Origin of the sequence: Kocuria salina, from assembly GCF_013368965.1 — a bacterium.
Lineage (GTDB): Bacteria > Actinomycetota > Actinomycetes > Actinomycetales > Micrococcaceae > Kocuria > Kocuria rosea.
Window position 1 is genome coordinate 401525 of sequence record NZ_SSSF01000001.1, and the last position, 22027, is coordinate 423551.

Consider the following 22027-nt stretch of genomic DNA (forward strand, 5'->3'; position numbering starts at 1 on the left):
CAATGGCACTCAACAACCAGGAACGACTCTTTAAAGCCTTTGGACTTCTGGCTGAGGGACTCGAAGACACCGTCGATGAAGTCATGATGCAGGCCCTCGGCACTTCCGACTGGCCAACCAAGTGGGCGGCGGAGGACGCTGCCAAGAATGGCCGCGTCCCCAAGACCCTCGCCAAGGACGATGTCCAGGTACAGCTTCGTGCTATCACCGAGAAGGGCTACTACTTCAAGGAGGTCCTGTCTCGTGCTCAGCAGGGTTTCGGTTCAGAGCTGCGCGAGATCCGCAATGAAGTGATGCACGGCCAGGCAGGCAAGATCAGCTCTGACGACACTGCGCGTGCCCTCGACACGATGGAACGACTTCTGACGGCGGTGGGGGCTGTCGACTCGGCAAAGGACGTCCGCGGGTTGCGCATTGATCTTCAACGCACAGTTTTTGAGGACCAGACTCGTAAGCAGGTCAAGCGGAGCGTAGTTTCGATGACTCCGGATTCGGGACTTCGTCCGTGGCGTGAGGTAATCCGTCCGCACGACGATGTCGCTCGTGGCGAGTTCACTGCCTCTGAGTTCGCGGCTGACCTGCATCTTGTGCGTACTGGTCAGACGCTCGGATCCGAGTACAGCGACCCGATCGAGTTTTTCACCCGTACGTATCTCACCGAAGGTTTGCGCGACCTGCTCTCGCGCGCACTCCGTCGTCTCAACGGCGACGGCAACGCCAGCCCGGTGGTGAACCTTCAAACGAACTTCGGCGGCGGTAAGACGCACTCTATGCTCGCGCTATACCACCTTTTCAGCGGCACCGACGCGAAGCGTCTGCCGAATGAGTTGCAGGAGCTGGTCGCCGAAGCGGGCAACCCCGACCTCGGCGCTCTGAATGTAAAGCGCGTTGCGCTCGTCGGCACGTACCTTAAGGCGGGGTCGCCGATAGTTAAGACTGACGGCACTGAGGTCCGCACACTCTGGGGCGAAATGGCGTGGCAGCTTGGGGGACGCGAGGCCTACGACCTCATCGCCGCGGATGATGTTGCGGGTACGAACCCCGGTGACTCATTGCTCACGCTGTTTCAAAAGTACGGTCCCGCACTGATTCTCATCGATGAATGGGTGGCGTACGCACGGCAGCTCGTCACAGACAAGGAGCTCCCGGCCGGATCCTTTGAGACCCAGTTCACGTTTGCCCAATCGCTTACCGAGATCGTCAAGTCGGTGCCCGGCGTCATGTTGATCGTCTCAATCCCGGCATCCGATACCGGAGCCGATGGCAGCGGAAGCGACATCGAAATCGGTGGCGCAAACGGCCAGCTTGCACTGGAGCGGCTGCAAAATGTCATCCGACGCGTCGCCGACCAGTGGCGTCCGTCGAGTAAGGACGAGTCTTTCGAGATCGTGCGCCGCCGTCTCTTCCAGGCGCCGAACGCCGAGGGGCTCACTGCGATCTCGGCCACCGCACGTAGCTTCGTGACGATGTACCGTACGAACAAGGAACTGTTTCCGCGCGATGCGACTACCCCCGGCGAGGAATACGAGAACCGTATTCGCGCTTCGTACCCGTTGCACCCTGAACTGCTCGACCGGCTCTACGAAGACTGGTCAACACTGGAACGCTTCCAACGTACCCGCGGGGTGCTGAAACTGGTGTCCTCGATTGTCCACGAGCTGTGGGTCTCCGACGATGCCGCGCCGCTGATCATGCCAGGGTATGTGCCGCTCGACGCAAGCACGGTCAACACGGATTTGACACAGTATCTCGAAGACCAGTGGAAGCCGATTATCGACTCTGACATCGACGGTCCCGGGTCGACAGCCGCTGAGATCGATAAAAGTCGTCCGGCGCTTCAAACGCGTCATGTCACGCAGCGCATCGCCCGCACGATTTTCATGGGGGCCGCGCCTCGTAGCAAGTCCAGCCGTAAGGGCCTCGACAAGCAGTACGTATGGCTCGGTACGGGCACTCCTGGTGACACGCTCGGCAACTTTGGTAGTGCAATCGACCAGCTCGCCCAGCGGTCAACGTACTTCTACGAAGAGCAGGGCCACTACTGGTTCGACACTCAGCCATCGGTAACGAAGACTGCGAGCGACTATGCCGAGCGACTCCGCGAAGACGTAGAGACGGTGTGGAATGAGATCGTTCAGCGACTGCGCGGCGAGGAACGCTCGCGCGGCGTGTTTGACCGTGTCCACATCGCGCCCGAGTCGAGCGCGGACATACCCGACTTGGAAAACACGCGCCTTGTGATTGTTCACCCCCGCCACGCTCGCCGGAAGCAAGATGGCGCGGATTCCGCAGCTCATCAGTGGGTGCATGATGCGATCGATTCGAAGGGGGCGAGTCAGCGCATCCACCGCAACACGCTCATCTTCCTAATGGCGGAAAAGAGCGAGCTAGAGAGCCTCGAAGCCGCGACCCGTAGCTACCTTGGGTGGAAGCGCGTTCAGTCAACGAGCGACTCGCTGAACTTGTCGGTGCAGCAACGCAAGCAGACCGACGACTGGGTGACCCGTCTCAATCAGACAGTGGCCGACCGCGTCCGCGGAACGTTTGCGTGGGCGCTGTACCCCGAGCAATTCGATCCGACGAAGCCGTTTGCGTTGATCGCTGACAAGGTGCCGGACAAGGCCGGGAGATCGCTTGCCGAACGCGTTTCAGCGAAGCTTAGTCGCGAAGACCAACTTGTCACCGACTTCGGTGCGCAGATCCTTGGCACGACGCTCCAGCAGGAACTCGTTGCGATGTGGCGTGATAAAGGTGAGATCACGGTCGGTGAGCTATGGGGCTACTTCACTCGCTACGTCTACCTGCCGCGTTTGGTGAGCCGTGACGTGCTTGATACGGCGATCCAAAACTCGTTGGGCACCGTTCTCGTCGAAGGTGAACGCTTCGCCATCGCGCGCGGCAAGGACGAATCATCTGGTCGGTACAGCGGTTTGATATTTCCTCCGCAGCATGATGCTTCCGTTCAGGTCACCGACAGTGTGCTACTCGTGGAGGCTGGTAGAGCGCAGACCCAGATCGATGCTGATCAGGAGCAGGCCCGTCGGGAGGCCAAAGAGGCCGCAAAAGCGGCGTCAAACTCGGGCACTACGACGCAACCCGATGGTTCTGACGGCACAAGTGTCGGCCCTGCTGACGTTATATGGAGCGGTGGCGGTTCGGATAAATCTGCTACGGAGGCTGGCCAGCAGTCGGGTGCCGAGTCGGTGCTGGAAGTAGCGGTCGCACGCTACTTCGGATCGGTGAAGGTCGACCCCGAGCGGTACGCACGCGACATCGGCAACGTGACTCGCGAGGTCATTGATCGACTCGCGGGTGCAGGAGCAAAGCTCGAAATCACCATTGACATCCAGGCCTCCAAGCCCGAGGGATTCGATGAGGCCGAGGTACGCACCATCGGTGAGAACGCACGCGTCCTCAAGTTCGACCCCAGCTCCGGCTTCGAAAAAAACTGAGCCCCACGATGGCCTGGATTTTGAAACGAATACACAGAGAACGGTGGCCTCGACGGCCGCGCCGCGACAGCGAGTGAGCGGGTCGAAAGGGACTGACGCACCCATAGGCGACATATTGACTTATCGGTGCATCAGTCCCCTCACCATGCCCCGCGCGGCAGCGATGATCCCTTGGCCATCGACGTATCGGTGGCCCACGCAGAGTGCGGTGTCCGCGATCTCGACGGCACAGAGGTCCCCTCCGGCAGATCGGCGAGCTGTGGGTGCGCGGCCCACTGCTCACGCAGGGGTACTGGAGCAATGCCAAGACGGCGAAGGCCATCACACGCGAGAGCTGGCTCAAGACCGGTGACGCCGCCGAAGTCGACGGCGACGTGATTCTCTACATCGCCGATCGCTAGGAGCGATACTCGCATCTCCGGCAGGGACAACGTGTACCCGGCCGAGGTGAAGAGCGTGCTTTACCAGCACCCGGAGGTCTTGCTGGCCTCCGGCGTCGGAGTTACCCGCCGGCGGTGGGAAGAGACCGCCAAGGCGTTCGTCATTCTCTCCTCCGAGTCCACGATGACGGCCGGCCAGCTCCGGGGCTTGCGCCGCGACCGGCTGGCCGCCTACAAGGCGCCCACCGACCTAGAGTTCCTCGAAGACCTGCCCCGCAACTCGACCGGCATAATCTCCGAGGAGAAGCTGCTGCCACCGCTGTCCGCCGAGGACTGAGGCCTCCCACTCCGGCGCAGGAGTAGACGATCCATCACCAGATCGCCCACCTCACCTGGACGGAGCGCGGCGTGCTCGAGCGGTTCGCCGCCGTGCCGGAGGGCGAGCGCATGCCGTGAATCGGTCCGCCCATGAGGGCGCCCATAATGGCCAGCGCCTCGATCATGGATACCTTCGCCCACTGCTAGGACGTCCGCGACGCTCTCAGCCTTCCCCCAGTCGCCTCGCACCGACTGCGGCACGTCGCCCACCTGAGCGTGGCCACCCGCGACTACGCCTTCATGCAGCGCCGATTGGACCCGCCGGCCGAGCCGTTCCGCGTCGAGCTCACCCACGAGGACGAGACCTGGACCTGGGGACCGGCAGAGGCGGCTCAGCGCATCCACGGACCGGCCCTGGACTTCGCCCTGCTCGCCACCCGGCGGCGGCACCGCCAGGACGGGAGCCTCGTCGCGGAGGGCCCCGACGCCGACGCCTGGCTCGACATCAACCATGCCTTCGGCGAGCGGCCGGGTCCGGGGCAGGCGCCGCTGTCGCCGGCGGACTGAGGCACCGGCACCTGTCCTTCGGACGCACCGCTCCGGACTGCCCGGCACTCGCACGGCAGGTCGCTCGTCCCGTCCACGGCACTAGCCTCCCCGACTGATCTGCAACAAGTCCTAATGCGGTTCGACCGGGTCTGATCAGAACCCTCAAATCCCCTGTCACCTGCGCGGACGCCCGCCATACTGGACGTTCATCCACGTCCTGCACCACACCTGGGGGATCACCATGTCCGCATCCGACCGCACGCCGCGCTCCTCGTCGGGGATCTCCCGCCGTCGCGCCCTGGGCCTCGCGTCCGCACTCGGGCTGTCGCCGCTCGCCGCCACCGCCTGCGCATCGGGAAGCGCGGCGTCGTCTGGCACGCTGAGAGCCTCCAGCACCGCCTCCGCTGTGGCGTCCGCCCCCGGCCGCGCCCCGGGGCGGGCCCCGCTGACCACCGACGCCACGAACCGGATCGTGCTGCTGGGCACCAGCGGCGGCCCGCCGTGGTGGAACGACTCCCACCGCGAGGGCGTGGCCTCCGCGGTCGTGGTCGGCGACAAGTACTACCTGGTTGACGCCGGGGACGGGGTCGGCAAGCAGATCAAGAAGGCCAAGCTGGGCACCTGGGACAAGGACATGCGCGGCCCCCTGGACGCCCTCGTGGCGATGTTCCTCACCCACCTGCACTCGGACCACATCTCCGACCTCTACAACATCCTCGGCACCGGCCTGCAGAACGGGGTGGCGATCCCCGACCGCGTCCTGGAGATCTACGGGCCGGGCAACCGCGGCGCCCTGCCGATCAGCTACCAGGGCGCGCAGATCCCGTCCGACCAGGTGGTCAACCCGGGCAACCCGACCCCGGGCACCCGGGAGACGATCGAGGCGATGATCAAGACCTTCGCCACCGACTTCAACGACCGCATCATCGACTCGGGCTACCCGCCGCCCAAGGACTTCTTCGCCGGCCACGACATCCAGCTGCCGGCCGAGCTGATCGACGACCCCAACGGGGACCCGCACCCGCGCATGCGCCCGGTGGAGGTCTTCGAGGACGACCGGGTGAAGGTGACGGCCACTCTGGTCCAGCACGCTCCCGTGTTCCCGGCGTTCGCGTTCCGCTTCGACACCGACACCGGCTCCGTGACCTTCTCCGGGGACACCGGGCCGAGCGAGAACCTCGTGGAACTGGCGAAGGGCTCGGACGTCCTCGTGCACGAGGCCATCGCCGCCGAGTGGGTGGCCCAGCGCCACCCCGAGCCCCGCGACGCCGCGGCCGAGGCCGAGTACCAGCACCTGATCGGGGCGCACACCACGATCGAGGATGTCGGGGGCATCGCCGAGCGCGCCGGGGTGAAGAAGCTCGTGCTCAACCACCTCGTGCCGGGCAACTGGCCGGTCGAGAAGTGGGAGAAGGCCGCCGAGAACTTCTCCGGTGAACTGGTCATCAGCGAGGACTTCGACGCCATCGCCATCGGCTGATCCGGTCGGCACCGCAGCACCGGCCGGCAGCTCAACTCCGCGGCGCCGACGAGCTGGCCCGAGCGGCGACCGCACGGGTCAGCTCCGCCATGTCCCGCATCTCGGGTGCGGCGGCAGCCGCGTCGCCGGCTGTCGTCGCATCAGGGAGCTCCGGGGCACGCACCGCGACGAACGTAGCGGCCCCCTGGCATGCGACGTCCGGCACGCATTGCGGCAGTGTCCGCAGAGGAGTCCGGCTGTGCCCGAGAATCACCACAGCACCAACAATTTTCCTTTTGTGAATTCTTGATCAAGCCCTGAAACACCCGAAGAAAACGCCCTTGTCCTCCTGAAGGAAAAGCACTGAGCGCGGACAGCCACAGGCTTTGTGGGGCTTTACTCCTCATTTGTCGCGCCCCGACACGGGCCCCATCACTGAACGTTCTGATCCACACCCGAGCGTGCTCACCCATCGTCTTCACTTCGATGGACCTCCAGGTCAAGAGCACTTTCGTCTCGAACTGAGCCTCCCCAACGGTCCCGATCGGCGCCCTCGACAGGCAACCTCGTCCGGATGCGGAGGTCCACCACTGGGTCGACAACAAACGTCGAGACACGCCCGTGATCAAAGCGAGACTTTTCCGTTATCTTTCGATTAGTGTTCTCTCCGTGCCGGTCGCCTCACCGATCGACATCCCCGTGCACATCGCCGAATTCTGCCGGTGCCCGGGGCCCCCAGACATATCGCTCGGCAGAAGCGGGGGAACCATGAACGGTCCCTCCCCCGGGACCTAGGGGTTAAGTCGTCAGGGCCCCCATCCTGACGACCGGGTGTCTCCCACCCGCATCCGACAGCTCACCTCGCAGGCAAGAGGGAGGACATCAATCATGCCCGTTTTCCAGTCCCGCATGCCCCGCCACCGCGCCCAGAACTCGTTCCGACTCGGACGCACCGCGATCCTGGCGGTCGCCGGCGGCGCCCTGGCGCTCGGCAGCGTGGCCCCGGCCCAGGCGGCCCCCGCGGCAGCCCCCCAGCAGCTGATCAGCATCCAGTCCCAGTCCGGCAAGGCCGCGACCATCGCCGCGGCGGCCAAGAACCAGCTCGGCGTGGGCCAGGACTGCACCGCCCTGGTCACCAAGTCCCTGCGCGCGGCCGGGATCAACCACCACGGGTGGCCGGCCTCCTACCTGAAGCTCGGCACTCGGGTCTCCGCCGCCCAGGCCCAGCCCGGCGACCTGGTCTACTACGCCAACGGCGGCATGGGCTTCGCCCACATCGCCGTGTACATCGGCGGCGGCAAGGCCGTCCACGGCGGCTGGAACGGCAACCAGACGGTCATCCAGACCGTCAACGTCGGCTCCGGCCCCGTCTACATCCGAGTGCGCTGACACTCCACGCAGGATGCGGGTGTGCGGTTCCCGTCCCGACGGGAACCGCACACCCGCGTCTCGTTACGGGGCGCCTCAGGACACCGAGAGGCGTCGGACTCCTTCAGCCGTGACCCTGTACCGGCGCTTGCGACTGGTGGGAGGAGCCGTAGCCTCGAGCATGCCACGGCCGATGAGCTCGTTGATCCGGCTCAGCGTCCGGCTGTAGGTCCATCCCAGGTGGGCGGCCACCGGTCGCGTGGCGTCCAGGCCCTCCGCACCCACAGCACGCAATACGGACTCCAAGTCTTCGTCCAGGACGATCGTCCCGCCGGGTCGAGGCGCCGACCTTTCGGGTGGGCTCGATGGGTCGACATCGGGCCCGGCCACTCGGGAAGACAGCGCGACGTCCGGTGAGAGCTGATACCGGGCATAACGTCTCCCGCCAGAACGTTCGGCCAGCCCCCGGTCCACGAGGTCAGTGAGTGCCGCGGTGGCTTCCCGACTGTCGAGTCCCCAACTGCGCAACCGCTCGTTGGACACCTCGGTGCCGTGGTGGAGCATCGCCAGGGCCATGTGCTGGGCATCGGTGAGGCCGGTGACGCCCAGGGAGGCGATCCATTCCACGGTGTCGGTGTCGAGAAGGGCATGCCGGGGAACGGTGACCTTGACGTGGCTCAGCGTGGCCTCGAACTCGGGCGGGGTCATGCCTGCAGCGCGCAGCGTCGCCATGATCCTGGGAATGCCCGACCCCCTGTTCTCGCAGACCACCTCGCGCCGGCCCGGGAGTTCGACGTCGGAGAGCAGACGAGCCAGCAGACCGTTGCGCGAGGACGTGATCTCGTCCGCGCCGAGCCCCCCGACCTCGACGCCGCCGTGAAGCGAACCCGGGTTCTTGACGACGAGCCGATCCGCATAGAGCTCGATCTGCACTTGGGTCCCCCTGGCCAAGGGCCCGTAGTCCCGGTGCATCAGGGCGTTGACCACGAGCTCGCGCACGGCTTCGAGCGGGTACTCGTACCGGTCCGACCGCCCAGCCCCCTGGATGACGGCGCCACGCAGCATATTGCGCTCCACCGCGGCCACTGCGTCCTGCACCATGACCGGCAGCGGACCGTCGACGGTCTGGTTGTCGAGAAACCGTCGTCCGTCCTGGGTAGTTTCGCCCATGGTGGTTCCCGGCAGCGCCACGAAGGTGACGTTGAGCTGCGGGAAGAACTGCTGCGGGTAGATGCCCAGGCACAGCAGGCCCGCCAGTGACGGAACGAGGTTCTCACCGTCCCGCACCAGTACGCCCAGGCGGGTGAGAGCGACGTCGTCGGGCACTGCGGCGAAGGCCCGAGGGGAGCGCTCCCGCACGCGGGCGAGCAGTGCGGAGACCGCTTGGGGGTCGAGGTCAGCGAGCGCAGCCTCCCTGACCGGCTGCTGATCATCGGTGGGTTGGCCCTGGTTGGCGAGAAGCTGAGTGACCTCGTACTGGGGCGGCTTCCACACTCACAGAACTCCTTCACTCTGTCATTCACTCGTCACTACACTCATTGAGCCTGAATGAGGAATGAATGTCAGAGTGAACTCCTGAATGACGCTTCCGGTCGCCGTGCCGGCGCTCGCTGCCTGCCCGTAGGACATCATCCTGAAGCCGCTCTTCCCAGTCTGATATATGAGTCGTATGCTCGACCCGGATCCACCAGCGGACCGATCGCCAACTCGACGAGGAGTGGGACAGCATGCGCCAACTCGCGCACCGGCTCGACCGGCTGGGCACCGAGACCGCCTTCAGCGTCGCGCAAGCCGCGGCCGCCTGGACGGCGAAGGGGAACCGCGTGTATCCCTTCCACCTCGGCGACATCAACATCCCGACGGCCCCGCACATCATCGAGGCGATGGACCGGGCCGTCGCCGACGGTCACACGGGCTACTGCCCCGGCCCCGGCATCCCGCAGCTGCGCGAGGCCCTCGCCGAGGACATCGGCTCGCGCCGCGGCATCGGTCTCAGCCCCGAGAACATCGTCGTAATGACGGGCGGCAAGCCCGTCATCACGAAGTTCCTGCAGGCGGTCATGAACCCCGGCGACGAGGTGCTCTATCCGAATCCCGGCTTCCCGATCTACGAGTCGCAGATCGAGTACCTCGGCGGCACGGCGGTGCCGTACCGCTACCTCCCCACGGAGGACGGCTTCGCCATCGACCTCGACCAGGTGCGCGCCGCGATCACCCCGAACACGGTCGCCATCATCTACAACGACCTGCAGAACCCCATCTCGGCCGAGTCGACGGCGGCCGAGCGCGAGGCCGTCGCGCAGCTCGCCCAGGAGCACGATCTCTGGGTGCTCTCCGACGAGGCCTACTTCGAGACCCGCTACGAGGGGGTCTCGAGCTCGATCGCGTCGCTCCCCGGCATGGCCGAGCGCACCGTCATCCTCTACACGTTCAGCAAGAAGTTCGCGATGACCGGCTCACGCCTCGGCTGCGCCGTCGCGCCGCTGGAGATCACCACGGTGCTCGGCACGCTCAACACCAACGACGAGTCCTGCACCACGCACTACGTGCAGTGGGCCGGCATCGCAGCACTCCGCGGCCCTCAGGAACCGGTGCAGCAGACGCTCGACGTCCTGCGTGAGCGCCGGGACGCCGCCTGCGAGCTCGTGAACGCCATCCCCGGCATGCACGTGGCCGTACCGCAGTCGACGTTCTACCTGTTCCCCGACGTCACCGCGGCCATGGAGCGCACGGGCCATACCGCGGTCGATGACTTCGCCACGGCGGCCCTGCAGCAGACCGGCGTCTCCTTCTGCACGCGGGAGCACTTCGGCCGGCGCCAGCCCGGCGAGGACCGGCAGTACATCCGGCTCGCCTACTCGGGCATCGACGTCCCCGACATCCGCGAGGGCCTCGGCCGCCTGCGCGAGTGGATCGAGACGGCATGAGCCGGGTCGTCGTCACGGGACGGATTCCCGACGCCGCGATCGAGAAGCTCCGCGCCGCCCACGAGGTCGAGATGTGGCCGGATCCGGAGCCGATCGGCCGCGAGGAGCTCCTGCGCCGGGTGGCCGGGGCGGACGCCGTGGTGAGTCTGCTCACCGAGCGCATCGACGCCGAACTGCTCGACGCCGCCGGCCGGCAGCTGAAAGTGGTTGCGAACGTCGCCGTCGGCTACGACAACATCGACGTGCCCGCCTGCAGCGAACGCGACGTCGTGGCCACGAACACCCCCGGCGTGCTCACGGACGCCACCGCCGACATCGCCTTCGGCCTGATCCTCATGGCGACCCGCCGGCTGGGCGAGGGGGAACGGCTCATCCGTTCCGGCCGGGAGTGGAAGTGGGGCATGTTCTTCCTGCTCGGCAGCGGTCTGCAGGGAAAGACCCTCGGCGTCGTCGGCATGGGCGGCATCGGGCAGGCGACCGCGCGCCGGGCCCGGGCCCGGGCCTTCGGCATGGAGATCGTCTACCAGTCGCGCAGCGAGATCGATGCCGGGATCGCCGCCGAGCTGGGCGCCCGGCGGGTCGAGCTCGACGAGCTGCTGAGCGTCTCCGACGTCGTGTCGCTGCACTGCCCCTACGGGCCCGCCACGCACCACCTGATCGGCGCCGAGCAGCTGGCGGCGATGCAGGACTCGGCGTACCTCGTCAACACCGCACGCGGACCCATCGTCGACGAAGCGGCGCTCGCGTCCGCGCTGCGCGAGGGCCGGATCGCGGGCGCCGGACTGGACGTCTACGAGCACGAGCCCCGGGTGCATCCCGAACTGCGGGAGCTCGACAACGTGGTGCTCCTGCCGCACCTGGGCTCCGCCACGGTGGAGACGCGCACCGCAATGGCGGTGCTCGCCGCCGAGAACGTGCTCGCCGTGCTCGGCGGGCAACGGCCGCCGACACCGATCGGATAGCAGCAGGGGCATCCGTCGATCGGGGCAGGACCGCGAGGATCAGCCCAACCTTGATCTCTCCCAGAGCGGGGCCAACGTGATGCTCTGATGGCCACGCCTGGGGACGTTTCACCTGGGCACCAGAGATGAGCCACCAGTCCGCTCGGACACCATGCGCAACGGTAGAATCGGTCACCAGGACGAGAGGAGGAGCCATGTCCCAGGACACCGCGATGAACCGGTCAAGCCTGCGCACCCTGCTCCTTCACCGGTCGCTGGTCCCCAAGTTGAACGAAGAGACCCTGTCCTCCTGGACACCGCGGATCCTCCAGAACCTCGAGCGACTCAGCAGCTCGGTGCAAGGGCATCCGCACGTGGAGAACCTCGACCGCTGGCGCCGCATCGTGGCGAACCGCGACGTGGAGACCCTGCGGACGGCCCTGGAATCCACCGACCCCGGCAGCATCGAGATGCGTGAGGTCTCCCCCATGGGCGGCCTGATTGGCCAGGAGGAGCGGCTGTCCATCCTGAAGTCGTTGCCGAGACGCTGAGTGCACCGCTACCAGCTCAAGCACCCAGTGGTCGGACTTCGAGCAGACGCAGGGTTTCTTCCTGGATGGCGTGGACGACACGACGACGAAGCTGCTGGCCTACTAGGAAAAGGACCGGGCGTTCGTCGGAGCCCTGCTCCAACATGAGCTCGTCGACCGGGACGTCATCATCGACCGACTCCACAGCGTTCAGGAGCGCTGGCCTGTCGAGGTCGGACGAGCACGGGGATGGCTTCAACGCGGCATCTGACCATCCATGTCGACGGACACAACCTTTGCGTCGGAAGGCCAGGTCTTCGAGGTTCGTCACCGCATCGGTAGCCTGATGCCCGTGGGGGATCGGGAGCTCGGAAACGAGGTCGAGGCGCTGCGATCGCGGATCATCGACCTCGAAAGAGAACTGGCGGAGGCGCGCACTGCGCTCCGCAAGCTGGAGAGTGATCGGGCAGGGCCAGGGAGCACCGGAATCTTCTCGGACGTTCGTTCCAGCGAGTCTTCAAGCGTCACGGCGACATCATCGAGCGCCGAGAAGCTTGCCCTCTTCAGCGCTCGCTTCGCCGGCAGGAACGACGTCTACGCGGTCAGATGGACCAGTAGCCGCACGGGCAAGTCCGGTTGGAGTCCCGCGGTCCGTGGTGGCTTCTACACCGGGTCGGAGACCGCAGCGGACCATTTGGCACTCGACGGTGCCGTGCTCGAGCGGCACCTGCGTGGGGGCACTCGTCCAGGGGATCGTGAGTTCCACGTCGGTATCTATCCGATGCTCGCAGATGACACCTGCCGGCTGCTGGTGTGCGACTTCGACGACGCGGATTGGCGGTTGGATGCCGCAGCTTTTGTCGAGGAATGCAGGCGTGCCGGAATTGATGTTCTCGCCGAGATCTCCCGGTCGGGCGAGGGCGCGCACGTCTGGATGTTCTTCGCCGCGCCGGTGCCCGCCGCCACCGCGCGGTCGGCGGGGATGTCGCTGCTTCGCGCCGCGATGGCAAAACGGCCCGGGATGGACTTCCGCAGCTACGATCGCTTCTTCCCCTCGCAGGACACGTTGCCGGATCGGTCAACGGGCCGGGCACGTCTCGGGAACCTCATCGCACTGCCCTTGCAGGGGGACTGCCGGCGTCGCGAAACAACCGTGTTCGCCGACCCTGCGACCTGGGACCCGCACGAGGACCAGTTCGCCGTGCTGGCGACGACGACTCCCGTGCCTGTCGAGCGCGTGGCAGGACTCGGGACGACGACCACGGCCGACTCGCGCGTCGGTCCGTCGGAGACGCTGGGCGTGCGACCGCGGCGAGCAAGCATCACAGCGCTCGCTCGCGCAACAGCCGGGCAAGTACTTGAGCTGCGCCGTGATGCCGTCCTGCACGTCCCGGCAGGCGACCTTCCCGGCGTCGTGATCACCGAGCTCAAGCACATGGCATCGGTGCCCAACCCCGAGTTCTATCGCAGGCAGGCCCAGCGATTCAGCACCTTCGGCACACCGCGCCTCGTCACCGGCTTCGAGCACGACGAACACGAACTGCGCCTGCCGCGCGGCCTCACCGACGAAGCAGTGGCGTTGCTGGGCGAAGCCGGTTTTCGCGTCATCATCGGCACCAGCTCGGAGACTCACACGCACCTGGAGCTGGCGTTCGTGGGAGATCTCCGTGAGGAGCAGAGAGTTGCAGTCGATGCGCTCCTCGCGCACGACACCGGCGTCCTGGTCGCGCCTCCGGGTGCGGGCAAGACGGTCATCGCCTGCGCGCTCATCGCTCAGCGTGCCGTGCCCACAGCGATCCTGGTGAACCGCGCCGAACTGCTCACACAGTGGCGGGAGCGCCTGAAGCAATTCCTCGACCTGACGGACCAGCAGATCGGCCAGCTTGGTGCTGGACGGAGAAAGCGGTACGGGACCGTGGATCTCATCATGATGCAGTCCGTCTCGCACCGGAACGCGGATCCCGCTCTGCTCGAGGAGTACGGTCAGATCATCATCGACGAATGCCATGCCGTCGCAGCGCCCGCGACCGAGGCTGCGCTGCGCGCCGTGAGCGTCCGCAACTGGGCAGGACTGACGGCGACTCCCTACCGCGCCGATCAGATGAACGGCCTGATCACGATGCAGTGCGGCCCCATCCGGCATGTGATCGACCCCGCTGATCGCGCTCCTCGAGAGCTGATCACGCACGAGACCACATTCACCACCGAAGAACCGGGAACGGACGGGCCGTCCATCCAGGCGATCTACTCCGAGCTCGCGACCGATGTCGAACGCAACGCGATGATCGCGCAAGACATCAGGGACGCCGTCGACCGGGGCCGCACCTGTCTCGTTCTGACGAACCGGCTCAGCCATCTCGACGCGCTCGCTGACGCCATCGAGGGATGCGACGCACCGGTCTTCCGGCTCCACGGGCGCATGGCCGCTGCTGAACGTCGTGCGGTGCGGAAAGAACTCAGAGAAGCGGACGCTCAACAGCACCCGTTCGTGCTCGTCGCGATCGACAAGATCGCCGGCGAAGGCCTCGACCTCCCGACCCTCGACACGCTGTTCCTCGCGGTCCCTGTCTCCTTCAGAGGCCGTGTGATCCAACAACTCGGACGCATCACCCGCGGGCCGTCGGACGCCTCCCTCTCGGCAGTCGTCCACGACTACTGCGACAAGGACGTGCCACTCCTGGAACGCATGTACGCACGGCGCCGGCGGGTCATGGCGAAGGAAGGATTCCGGGCGGCAGAACAGGCGGTGCTTCGGCGTCCGTAGTCACCCGGGGCGAGTCCCTCCGTGCTGCGCCTGAAGGTCCCGCCGCTGGACCCCAGCTCCGGACTCCGGGGGTCTCGGAGAGCCCCCTCCAGCAGACGTCGTCGCCTTTGCTGTCATCCCTTCGCACACCCAGAGAATCTTGCCAGATTAAGAGCCCTGTAATCTGACAAGATAATGATTATTCGGGGAAGAGTGTCAGATTGGAGAGTTGCGTTGCGACCAGTTGGCCTTGAGCGCCGTACCGAGTTGGAGTCCATGGTCGCCGCGCTGCTCGCCTCGGAGCAGGACGGCGCACTGCTGTCCACCGAGGAGACCGCTGCCGTCGACCTCAAGGAGGAGGCAGGGCGGCGCAACGGGCCACAGCTCGAGCCCGGCCTCGCTCAGAATCCGGAGGCCGCCACGAAACTGGCAGACGAAGTAGCGTGCCTCGCCAACTCGCCGGGGGGAGGCGCGTTGATCCTCGGCGTCGAGGACCGCACCGGCCAGGTCCTCGGCACGGAGCTCGATATCGACTGGCTGCGCCAACGCATCAATCGTGCCGTCAGCGTCGCGCCGGACATCGTCGTCCAGTACGTGGCCGGTCAGAGAGTGCTGGTCCTCTACGTCGCCGAATCCCCCGAACCGGTCCATGACACCGGCGACCGCCTGCGCTGGCGGGTGGGAGACGAATGCGCCCGGATCGACCGATCCGAGTGGTGGCAGCACCGGGAGAGGGCTCGAGAAACCGACCCCATGGCCGCATCTTCGGGAGTGACGCCTGACGATGTCACCCAAGGAACTCTCCGACTGGTGCGCAGCCACACAGGGACGGATCCGATGGAGACCGACGAGGACCTGCTGCGCCGCCTGGGGGCAGTGCGCAGTGACAACAGACTCTCGCAGGCGGGGCGCCTGCTGTTCACCCCGGCCGCGCGTCCGCTCATCGAACTGACCATTCTCGACGTCCACGGCGGCAACGTGATCAATCGCGTGGTGCCCGACTCCTCCTCGTCGTTGCTCGAACAACTGGACAACATCGAGAAAGCGCTCGAGACGCTCAACGACTTCGTCGTCCACACCGACTCCTTCGCTGCGGAGTCCGTGCGCAAGGTCCCGCCGAACGCGGTGCGCGAGGCCGTGCTCAACGGACTGATCCACCGCGACTGGAACCGGTCCGAGCCGACCGATGTCCGGTGGATCGAGCACGACAGCACGCTTGTGGTGCGCAACCCTGGGGGCTTCACCGGGGGCATCTCTGCGGACAACGTCCTCAGCAACCGCCACGCGCGCTATCCGGCCCTCGCAGACCTCTTCCGCGCCATGGGGTTGGTGGAGAAACAGGGACTCGGGGTCGACCGCATGTACCAAACGATGATCTCGCTGGGGCACCGACCGCCCATCATCGCCGAGGAGGCCGGGGACCGCGTCACGTGCACCCTCGTCGGTGGGCCTCCTGTACGCCCCGTCATGGAGCTGGTGGACAGGATCCGGCCCACGGCGCGGCAGAAGGACTACCGGATCGCGATCATCGTCGACGCCCTGCTGCACCGCCCCTTCCTCGCCCTGCAGGACGTCGCCGACGCCCTGCAATCGGATGCCGCCTCCGCGGACGTGGCGCTCCAGGCCGCGACCCAGTCGACGGTCGACGGGGAGGCGCTCATCCGTTCCTACAAGGACGTGTGGGTCTTCGGCCGCTCCTCGTGGCGGCTCGTTGCCGTTCGCCGTGCGTCCACGTCGGGCCCGGAGATCCTGCCTCATGCCTCGACGGACTCCCATCGGTTGCGCGCCGTGGTGGACGCCTGGCTCGGCGCGCACCCCGCCATCACCAGCGGCGACCTGACGGAACTGACCGGCGTCGCCCGGGGAACGGCACAACGGGCGCTGCAGGACCTCGAGGGGACGGATCTGCGGAAGGTGGGGGGTGGCCGTTCCACGCGCTACGAACCTGTGCCATGAGCCCGTCGACCACGAATCGCCACCGCCCGTCGACTCGCACGCCCGGGTCCGGCGCGAGTGGGATCTGCCCGCTCTCGGCCAGGGACAGTTGTCCGCACCGCCGGCTGTCGGGGAAGTCAGACGGTCGTCGACCGGATGAGGCTGCTGGACGCCGCAGTGAGCACCGAGCTGTAACAGGAGCGCCGTGAGCCCCTTCCTCCCCCCGTCCCGCCGCCGCCCTGGTCGCGGGTGCCTCGACGTCCTAACGTGGAGTCACCAGGCCGCCACGGCAGCACGAGAGCGGCCCACGGACAGCGGGGGAACGCATGAGCGCGCAGCCGGAGGACCAGGGCAACCGCAGCGTCACCACATCGGACGGGCGCCGCCTGGAGTTCCGGCTCACCGGTCCACCGGAAGGCCTGCCGGTGGTCTTCCACCACGGAGCTCCCGGTGCCGCTGTCCCGTTCGGGCCACTCGAGCGCGCGGCCGCGGGCCGTGGGCTGCGAGTGGTCACCGTCTCGCGCCCCGGGTACGGCGCCTCGGACCCGCTCCCGGAGGAGACGGCACCCGGCACGGTCACCGACGCCGTGGCCGACACCCGGTGCGTCCTGGACGCGCTGGAAGTGGCGGACTTTCTCTCCCTCGGCTGGTCCAGCGGTGCCCCGCGCGCCCTGGCCTGCGCTGCACTGCTCCCAGATCGGTGCCGCGCGGCCGCCTCCCTCGCCGGCTACGCCCCGCCGCGCCTCGAGGGGCTGGATCCGGTCGCCGGGATGGACGAGGACAGCGCGGCAGAGTTCACCGCTGCCCGGAAGGGGCGCAGCGCGCTCGAGGCCTACCTCGAGGAGCGGATGAAGGCCATGAGCGCGGCGGCCTCGGCGCCGGGGGGCGACGTCGTGGCACTCCTGCGCGTGATGCTCCCGCCCGTGGACCAGGCGGTGATGACCGGGGACTTCGCCGGATACGTGCTGAGCGCGGCCGAGCATTCCCTGCTCCAGGGCATCGTGGGCTGGCGCGACGACGACCTCGCGGTGGACCGCCCGTGGGGCTTCGCCGTCGAGAGGATCACTGTGCCGACCCGGATCTGGCACGGCCGTGAGGACCGCACCGTCCCCGTGGCCCACGGTGAGTGGCTCGCCGCGCGCGTGCCGGGCGCCCGCGCGCACCTGCTGGAGCACGAGGGACACCTCTCCCTCGTGGCCCGACTCGACCGGGTCCTGGACGACCTGGTCGACGCCGCCGGGTGAAGGTTTGCGACGCGGCGCGGAACGATCCACGGGCGGCGCCGCCCGGACGAGGCGGCGCACTGGGCCGCTCGATGACAACCACTCGAGCCGATCGTGCCGCCCGGAGCGCCGCGGCCTGATGCGCCATCGAACGCATCCCTTACGAGGTGCCGCGGAGCCAGTCCTCGAACCGGGTCGGGGCGGTCGTGAAGTCACCTCGGGGCAGGAGGCCGCCGTTGCCGAGAGCGGTGGCGGACACCGGCACCCGGAGGACTTTCCGGCGTCCTCCACGGTGCTGGTCGATCGCGCGGGCCAGCTCCGCCATGTCGCGGACCTCGGGCCCCGCGATGACGGCGTCGTCGGAGGTCGCGGGGCCGCCGGACTCCAGGACACGCTCGGCGACGAACGCGGCGGCCTCGGCGGCGGCCAGCGGCCGGGAGCGCATCCCCGGCACCGCGGAGAGCGGGCCGATGCGCATCTGCGACAGCAGGGTCTCGGCCAGTTCGTACCACTGCGCCGAGGCCACGAACGTGACCGGGACGGGCCCGGCACGGTAGGTCTGCTCCTGAGCGGCCTTGCCCGCGTAGTAGCCCATCCACTGGTGCACCTCGGGTTCCCGGGCGTTGAGGATCGTGACGCACACGATCCGGGACACTCCTGCCCGCTGTGCCGCCGCCGCCACGTTGCGTGCGGTGGTGGTGAAGAAGTCGACGGCGCGCTTGCGGGACAGCGTCGCCAGGTGCAGGCAGTCCACCACGGTGGAGACCCCCTCGAACGCGACGTCCAGGCCTTCACCGGAACAGACGTCGACGCCCTGCCCACGGGACACCTCGACGACGTCGACGCCGCGCTCGCGCAGATGTGTCACCACCCGTGCGCCCAGCTGCCCGGTCGCTCCCAGGACCGCCACCTTCCGGCGCTCGCCCTCGCCCGTGCTCTCCATGGCCCACCGTCCTCTTCCCGCCGTCCGTGCCTCGGTGCTGCTGGCCTCGATTCTCCTCGCCGACCGGCCCTGCCGCGAGCGTCACCTTTCTGTCTGTCGTCGACTTCCTGCCACGGGGCTGGGAGCATGGACCCATGATCAGCAACGTGGCCGTCATCGTGTTCGACGAGGTCTCCCCCTTCGAGCTCGGGGTGGCCTGCGAGGCCTGGGCGATCGACCGCTCGGGCGACGGCCTGCCCGTCATGGACTTCGCTGTATGCAGCCCCGATGGGCGACCGGTCCGCACGATCGCCGGCTTCGACATAGCGGTCCAGCACGGCCTCGACCGGGTGGCCGCGGCGGATCTCGTGGTCCTCCCGGCGATGTCCCGGGACATCCCGGTCCCGGAGGAGGTGATCCACGCGCTGCGCGCGGCCCACGACCGTGGCGCCCGGCTCCTGTCCATCTGCTCGGGCGCCTTCGTCCTGGGGGCCGCCGGCCTGCTCGACGGCCGCCGCTGCACCACCCACTGGATGCACACCGCGGAGCTGGCCGAGCGGTTCCCCGCCGCGCATGTGGTGCCCGAGGTCCTCTACGTGGAGGACGGCAGCATCCTCACCAGCGCCGGCACCGCCGCGGGCCTCGACGCCTGCCTCCACCTGTGGCGCCAGGAGTTCGGCTCGGCGGCCGCCAACACCGTGGCACGGCGCATGGTCGTGCCGCCGCAGCGCCAGGGCGGTCAGGCCCAGTTCATCAAGGACCCGGTCCCCGAGCGCCGGGCCGAGACGCTGGACCCGCTGCTCACCTGGATCGTGGGGCACCTCGACGAGCCGCTCGACGTCGACGCCCTGGCCCGGCGCGCCGCCATGTCCCCGCGCACCTTCGCCCGCCGCTTCCGCGACGAGACCGGCACCACCCCGCACGCCTGGATCATCGCACGGCGCCTGCACCGGGCCGAGCAGCTGCTCGAGGAGACCGACCTGCCCGTGGAGCGCATCGCCGCGGACGTGGGCTTCGGCAACGCGGCCACACTGCGCCACCACTTCACCCGGATCCGCCGGCTCAGCCCGCAGCAGTACCGCCGTCGCTTCGCGACGACCTCCTGAGCCCCGCCATGTGAGCACCGGCTCGGCCGCGAGAGCGAAGCCGAGGTGCTCTGTCATGGCCGCGGTCCCGAGCGAGCGTTCCGCCCATCCGGGACTCCGCGACAAGGCACCGACAGACTTGGCAGCAAACAACCGGAGGTAGTCATTTCTGCCACTCGTGCGAGAGACTCCGGCCGACGAGGCTTGTCAGCGTGAGGGTGAGCCGGATCGGCCGGCACACCGCGGGCAAGGAGCTCATCATGATCTCGTTCGTGTTCCTGGTGCTGGCCGCAGCCGCCGTGCTGTCGGTGTACACAGTGATCGGCCGTCTGGCCGCACCCCCGGAGGAGCGGGTGCCGTGGCGCGACCTCGGCTGGGACGGCTGGGTCCACACGCTGCGACGCAGCCTGGTCTTCCTGGGCGACGTGGCCCCGCGCGTGGGCGCCGGTCACGCGGCGAGTCCGTCGAACGTCGTCGCCGCGTCGTCGGCCTGGCAGGCCGTCGTGGCTGACGACATCCCGAGGAACGCACGGCCCCTGTCCGGGCCCACAACCTGCTCGTGAATAGCGACTGGAAGGAGCCCTCGTCCGGCAGGCAGGTTCAGCGCCTCCTGCCGGACGAGGGCAACGCCTCGACAGGCGTTACAGCAGCCGGCTGTAGAACACCGTGGGCAGCGGTGTGAACCCTCCGGCGGCGCATGCGGCACGAGCTGATGGACCTCAGGGAGTCCAGCCGAGGACCGCTTCCCCGAACGTCATGACGCCGAACCATGTGGCGACAGCCACGACGGGGACCAGCAGCACCAGGTAGGACCGGCGCTGCACCAGCCGCACCCCGATGTAGGTGAGGAACACCCACCACACGCCGAGGAGCACGATAGCCCACAGCGGAGCCATCAGACCGCTGGCCATGTAGAAGAACCCGACCACCAGCTGGGCCAGGGCCGCGATCACCACGGCCACCACGAACAACGACTTCGTCGTTCTCATATGAGAACTGTGCGCCTCGGGACAGCCACCGGCAAGAGGGAACCGGCCTCCCCCGCAAAGCTGCCGACATCTGACGTGGCGGGGACCGGACCGAGTGGATCTCCCATGCCAGAGTTCACGAAAGCTGGAAGGGCGCCTCGTCACCCGCGCCGTGCTGCACTCCTGACCGATGTGCGCATGCCGCTCAGGACAGCCCGGTGCTGAGCAGTGCCGTCAGGGCGTTCGGACCGTGGTTGACCATGGCTGCACCTGCACCGATGAAAAGCCCGAAGCTCCACAACCTGCGCCGGCGTCGCGCGCTCCGCACGATCTGCATCAACTCCGCGAAGCGCTCCTGCAGAGCGACCGGATCCTCGGGCGGCGCGGGATGGTGGTGCCAGGTCCCCGGAACCACGGCTGCGGCGGCGATCCGGGCGATCCGCTCGGGAGCCAGGACGGGACGACGACGCTTCAGCCAGCGCAGCAGCTCACGATCCGTGACGACTCCAACGTCGGCGGGACGCCGTTTGATCGTCAGCCTTCCCGGCTCGATCAGCACCAGCACCGGGGTGACCGACACCGGCTCCCCCACTGCCGCGCTCAGCCGCTTCGCCGCTCGGGCCGCCTCGTGCCGGGCGTGGGGCAGGTAGTGCTGCTTGTGCCCGTCGATCAGAATCGCGCGCTCGCCGATCCAGACATTTCTGCCCGCGTGGTTCTTCGTGTTGAGCGTGAACACGCCTGCCGGACCGATCAGCACGTGGTCGATGTCCGAGACCCCGGCGCCGACCGGAACGGCGTGGAGCACCGTCCATTCCGGGCCCAGGCGGCCGAGGATCTGCCCGACTGCGATCTCCCCCAGCGCTCCCTGGAACCAGGGCCGGCTGTCGGCACTGAGCGGGCTGGATCCGACCAGACGTCGCCACCACGATCGGGGCGGATCTCCGTCGTGGATCCGCAGCGTCTCGGCCATCACCGCCTGCCCAGCTCGTCGGTTCGCCAGATTCGACTCCGGCGTCGGAGCCCGCGCCTCCGCCGGCGGCCCGAGCAGCCGGAAGACGGCGAATCCCGCGGTGCGGATGGGCGCAGGAGGTGGCAGCGCAGGGTCGACGGAGGGCGTCATGATGGTCAGCTTTCGAACGGGACGAGAAGGTCTCCCTGCATCTCATGTCTTTGCTTTAGTACACGGCAAGTAGCAGCGCCTTCGTTCCGTTGTGTGACGCCATCAGC

18 protein-coding genes, 1 pseudogene and 1 riboswitch are annotated in these 22027 nt (G+C 67.5%); of the genes and pseudogenes, 14 read left to right on the forward strand and 5 right to left on the reverse strand.

The window, feature by feature from the left end; genetic code table 11:
• Positions 1-2 precede the first annotated feature (2 nt).
• The 3 genes from E7Z53_RS01815 (at position 3) to E7Z53_RS01825 (ending at position 4169) form a co-directional block, all read left to right on the forward strand.
• Positions 3-3452: a DUF499 domain-containing protein gene (locus E7Z53_RS01815; RefSeq protein ID WP_176337038.1), complete on the forward strand. Its 3450-nt coding sequence runs from the start codon at positions 3-5 to the stop codon at positions 3450-3452.
• 263 nt (positions 3453-3715) lie between these two features.
• Positions 3716-3853: an AMP-binding protein gene (locus E7Z53_RS01820; RefSeq protein WP_176337039.1), complete on the forward strand. Its 138-nt coding sequence runs from the start codon at positions 3716-3718 to the stop codon at positions 3851-3853.
• Between the two features lie 55 nt (positions 3854-3908).
• Positions 3909-4169: an AMP-binding enzyme gene (locus tag E7Z53_RS01825; protein WP_176337040.1), complete on the forward strand. Its 261-nt coding sequence runs from the start codon at positions 3909-3911 to the stop codon at positions 4167-4169.
• 34 nt (positions 4170-4203) lie between these two features.
• Here the strand turns inward: E7Z53_RS01825 and E7Z53_RS20085 are convergent, their stop codons facing one another.
• A complete protein-coding gene (locus tag E7Z53_RS20085) occupies positions 4204-4335 on the reverse strand; it encodes a hypothetical protein (RefSeq protein ID WP_255219362.1) in 132 nt (43 codons plus the stop codon).
• 91 nt (positions 4336-4426) lie between these two features.
• Between E7Z53_RS20085 and E7Z53_RS01830 the strand changes: the two genes are divergently transcribed.
• The 3 genes and pseudogenes from E7Z53_RS01830 to E7Z53_RS01840 form a co-directional block, all read left to right on the forward strand.
• Positions 4427-4717, forward strand: coding sequence for a hypothetical protein (locus E7Z53_RS01830; RefSeq protein ID WP_176337041.1), 291 nt, complete (start codon positions 4427-4429; stop codon positions 4715-4717).
• A 223-nt stretch (positions 4718-4940) separates the two neighbouring features.
• Positions 4941-6179, forward strand: a complete 1239-nt coding sequence (locus E7Z53_RS01835; RefSeq protein ID WP_176337042.1) for an MBL fold metallo-hydrolase — start codon at positions 4941-4943, stop codon at positions 6177-6179.
• Positions 6180-6855: 676 nt separating this feature from the next.
• Positions 6856-7041: riboswitch (cyclic di-AMP (ydaO/yuaA leader) on the forward strand.
• 113 nt (positions 7042-7154) lie between these two features.
• Positions 7155-7547, forward strand: a pseudogene (locus tag E7Z53_RS01840) (NlpC/P60 family protein); the annotation flags it as partial.
• Between the two features lie 75 nt (positions 7548-7622).
• Here E7Z53_RS01840 and E7Z53_RS20675 read toward each other — a convergent pair.
• On the reverse strand, positions 7623-9020 hold the full coding sequence (locus tag E7Z53_RS20675; protein ID WP_176337044.1) for an ATP-binding protein: 1398 nt from the start codon (positions 9018-9020) through the stop codon (positions 7623-7625).
• A 233-nt stretch (positions 9021-9253) separates the two neighbouring features.
• On the opposite strand from E7Z53_RS20675, the gene E7Z53_RS01850 reads away from it, so the two are divergent.
• The 6 genes from E7Z53_RS01850 to E7Z53_RS01875 all read left to right on the forward strand — a co-directional run bounded on the left by E7Z53_RS01850 (position 9254) and on the right by E7Z53_RS01875 (position 17846).
• Complete coding sequence (locus E7Z53_RS01850) at positions 9254-10453, forward strand: pyridoxal phosphate-dependent aminotransferase (RefSeq protein WP_176337045.1); 1200 nt, start codon at positions 9254-9256, stop codon at positions 10451-10453.
• Positions 10450-11415 (forward strand): 2-hydroxyacid dehydrogenase, encoded by a 966-nt coding sequence (locus tag E7Z53_RS01855; protein WP_176337046.1) that lies wholly within the window; start codon positions 10450-10452, stop codon positions 11413-11415. The genes E7Z53_RS01850 and E7Z53_RS01855 overlap by 4 nt, the downstream gene beginning before the upstream one ends.
• 194 nt (positions 11416-11609) lie before the next feature.
• Entirely contained in the window at positions 11610-11945 is a 336-nt protein-coding gene (locus E7Z53_RS01860) for a hypothetical protein (protein WP_176337047.1), read from the forward strand.
• Positions 11946-12201: 256 nt separating this feature from the next.
• Entirely contained in the window at positions 12202-14688 is a 2487-nt protein-coding gene (locus E7Z53_RS01865; protein ID WP_217905332.1) for a DEAD/DEAH box helicase, read from the forward strand.
• Positions 14689-14943: 255 nt separating this feature from the next.
• Positions 14944-16623: a DUF5635 domain-containing protein gene (locus E7Z53_RS01870; protein ID WP_255219363.1), complete on the forward strand. Its 1680-nt coding sequence runs from the start codon at positions 14944-14946 to the stop codon at positions 16621-16623.
• A gap of 305 nt (positions 16624-16928) precedes the next feature.
• A complete protein-coding gene (locus E7Z53_RS01875) occupies positions 16929-17846 on the forward strand; it encodes an alpha/beta fold hydrolase (protein ID WP_176337049.1) in 918 nt (305 codons plus the stop codon).
• 139 nt (positions 17847-17985) lie between these two features.
• Here E7Z53_RS01875 and E7Z53_RS01880 read toward each other — a convergent pair whose 3' ends face one another.
• On the reverse strand, positions 17986-18768 hold the full coding sequence (locus E7Z53_RS01880; protein WP_176337050.1) for an SDR family oxidoreductase: 783 nt from the start codon (positions 18766-18768) through the stop codon (positions 17986-17988).
• 134 nt (positions 18769-18902) lie between these two features.
• Here E7Z53_RS01880 and E7Z53_RS01885 point away from each other — a divergent pair, with 134 nt between their 5' ends.
• Together E7Z53_RS01885 and E7Z53_RS01890 are read left to right on the forward strand one after the other, a co-directional pair.
• The gene (locus tag E7Z53_RS01885) at positions 18903-19853 is read left to right on the forward strand and encodes a helix-turn-helix domain-containing protein (RefSeq protein ID WP_176337051.1); all 951 of its coding nucleotides are present in this window, start codon (positions 18903-18905) and stop codon (positions 19851-19853) included.
• 191 nt (positions 19854-20044) lie between these two features.
• A complete protein-coding gene (locus tag E7Z53_RS01890) occupies positions 20045-20395 on the forward strand; it encodes a hypothetical protein (protein WP_176336866.1) in 351 nt (116 codons plus the stop codon).
• A gap of 156 nt (positions 20396-20551) precedes the next feature.
• Here the strand turns inward: E7Z53_RS01890 and E7Z53_RS01895 are convergent, their stop codons facing one another.
• A complete protein-coding gene (locus E7Z53_RS01895; protein ID WP_255219364.1) occupies positions 20552-20821 on the reverse strand; it encodes a hypothetical protein in 270 nt (89 codons plus the stop codon).
• Between the two features lie 184 nt (positions 20822-21005).
• Positions 21006-21920 carry a nuclease-related domain-containing protein gene (locus tag E7Z53_RS01900; protein WP_255219365.1) on the reverse strand — a complete coding sequence of 305 codons (915 nt, stop codon included), beginning with the start codon at positions 21918-21920 and terminating at the stop codon, positions 21006-21008.
• Positions 21921-22027: the final 107 nt, after the last annotated feature.

Excerpts from the sequence above, each read along its gene's own strand:
- E7Z53_RS01900 (WP_255219365.1), bottom strand. The coding sequence starts at position 21,920 with ATGACGCCCTCCGTCGACCCTGCGCTGCCACCTCCTGCGCCCATCCGC.
- E7Z53_RS01880 (WP_176337050.1), bottom strand. The coding sequence starts at position 18,768 with ATGGAGAGCACGGGCGAGGGCGAGCGCCGGAAGGTGGCGGTCCTGGGA.
- E7Z53_RS01855 (WP_176337046.1), top strand. The coding sequence starts at position 10,450 with ATGAGCCGGGTCGTCGTCACGGGACGGATTCCCGACGCCGCGATCGAG.
- E7Z53_RS01870 (WP_255219363.1), top strand. The coding sequence starts at position 14,944 with ATGGTCGCCGCGCTGCTCGCCTCGGAGCAGGACGGCGCACTGCTGTCC.
- E7Z53_RS01850 (WP_176337045.1), top strand. The coding sequence starts at position 9,254 with ATGCGCCAACTCGCGCACCGGCTCGACCGGCTGGGCACCGAGACCGCC.
- E7Z53_RS01865 (WP_217905332.1), top strand. The coding sequence starts at position 12,202 with ATGTCGACGGACACAACCTTTGCGTCGGAAGGCCAGGTCTTCGAGGTT.
- E7Z53_RS01885 (WP_176337051.1), top strand. The coding sequence starts at position 18,903 with ATGATCAGCAACGTGGCCGTCATCGTGTTCGACGAGGTCTCCCCCTTC.
- E7Z53_RS01835 (WP_176337042.1), top strand. The coding sequence starts at position 4,941 with ATGTCCGCATCCGACCGCACGCCGCGCTCCTCGTCGGGGATCTCCCGC.
- E7Z53_RS20085 (WP_255219362.1), bottom strand. The coding sequence starts at position 4,335 with ATGATCGAGGCGCTGGCCATTATGGGCGCCCTCATGGGCGGACCGATT.
- E7Z53_RS01815 (WP_176337038.1), top strand. The coding sequence starts at position 3 with ATGGCACTCAACAACCAGGAACGACTCTTTAAAGCCTTTGGACTTCTG.
- E7Z53_RS01875 (WP_176337049.1), top strand. The coding sequence starts at position 16,929 with ATGAGCGCGCAGCCGGAGGACCAGGGCAACCGCAGCGTCACCACATCG.
- E7Z53_RS01860 (WP_176337047.1), top strand. The coding sequence starts at position 11,610 with ATGTCCCAGGACACCGCGATGAACCGGTCAAGCCTGCGCACCCTGCTC.
- E7Z53_RS01895 (WP_255219364.1), bottom strand. The coding sequence starts at position 20,821 with ATGAGAACGACGAAGTCGTTGTTCGTGGTGGCCGTGGTGATCGCGGCC.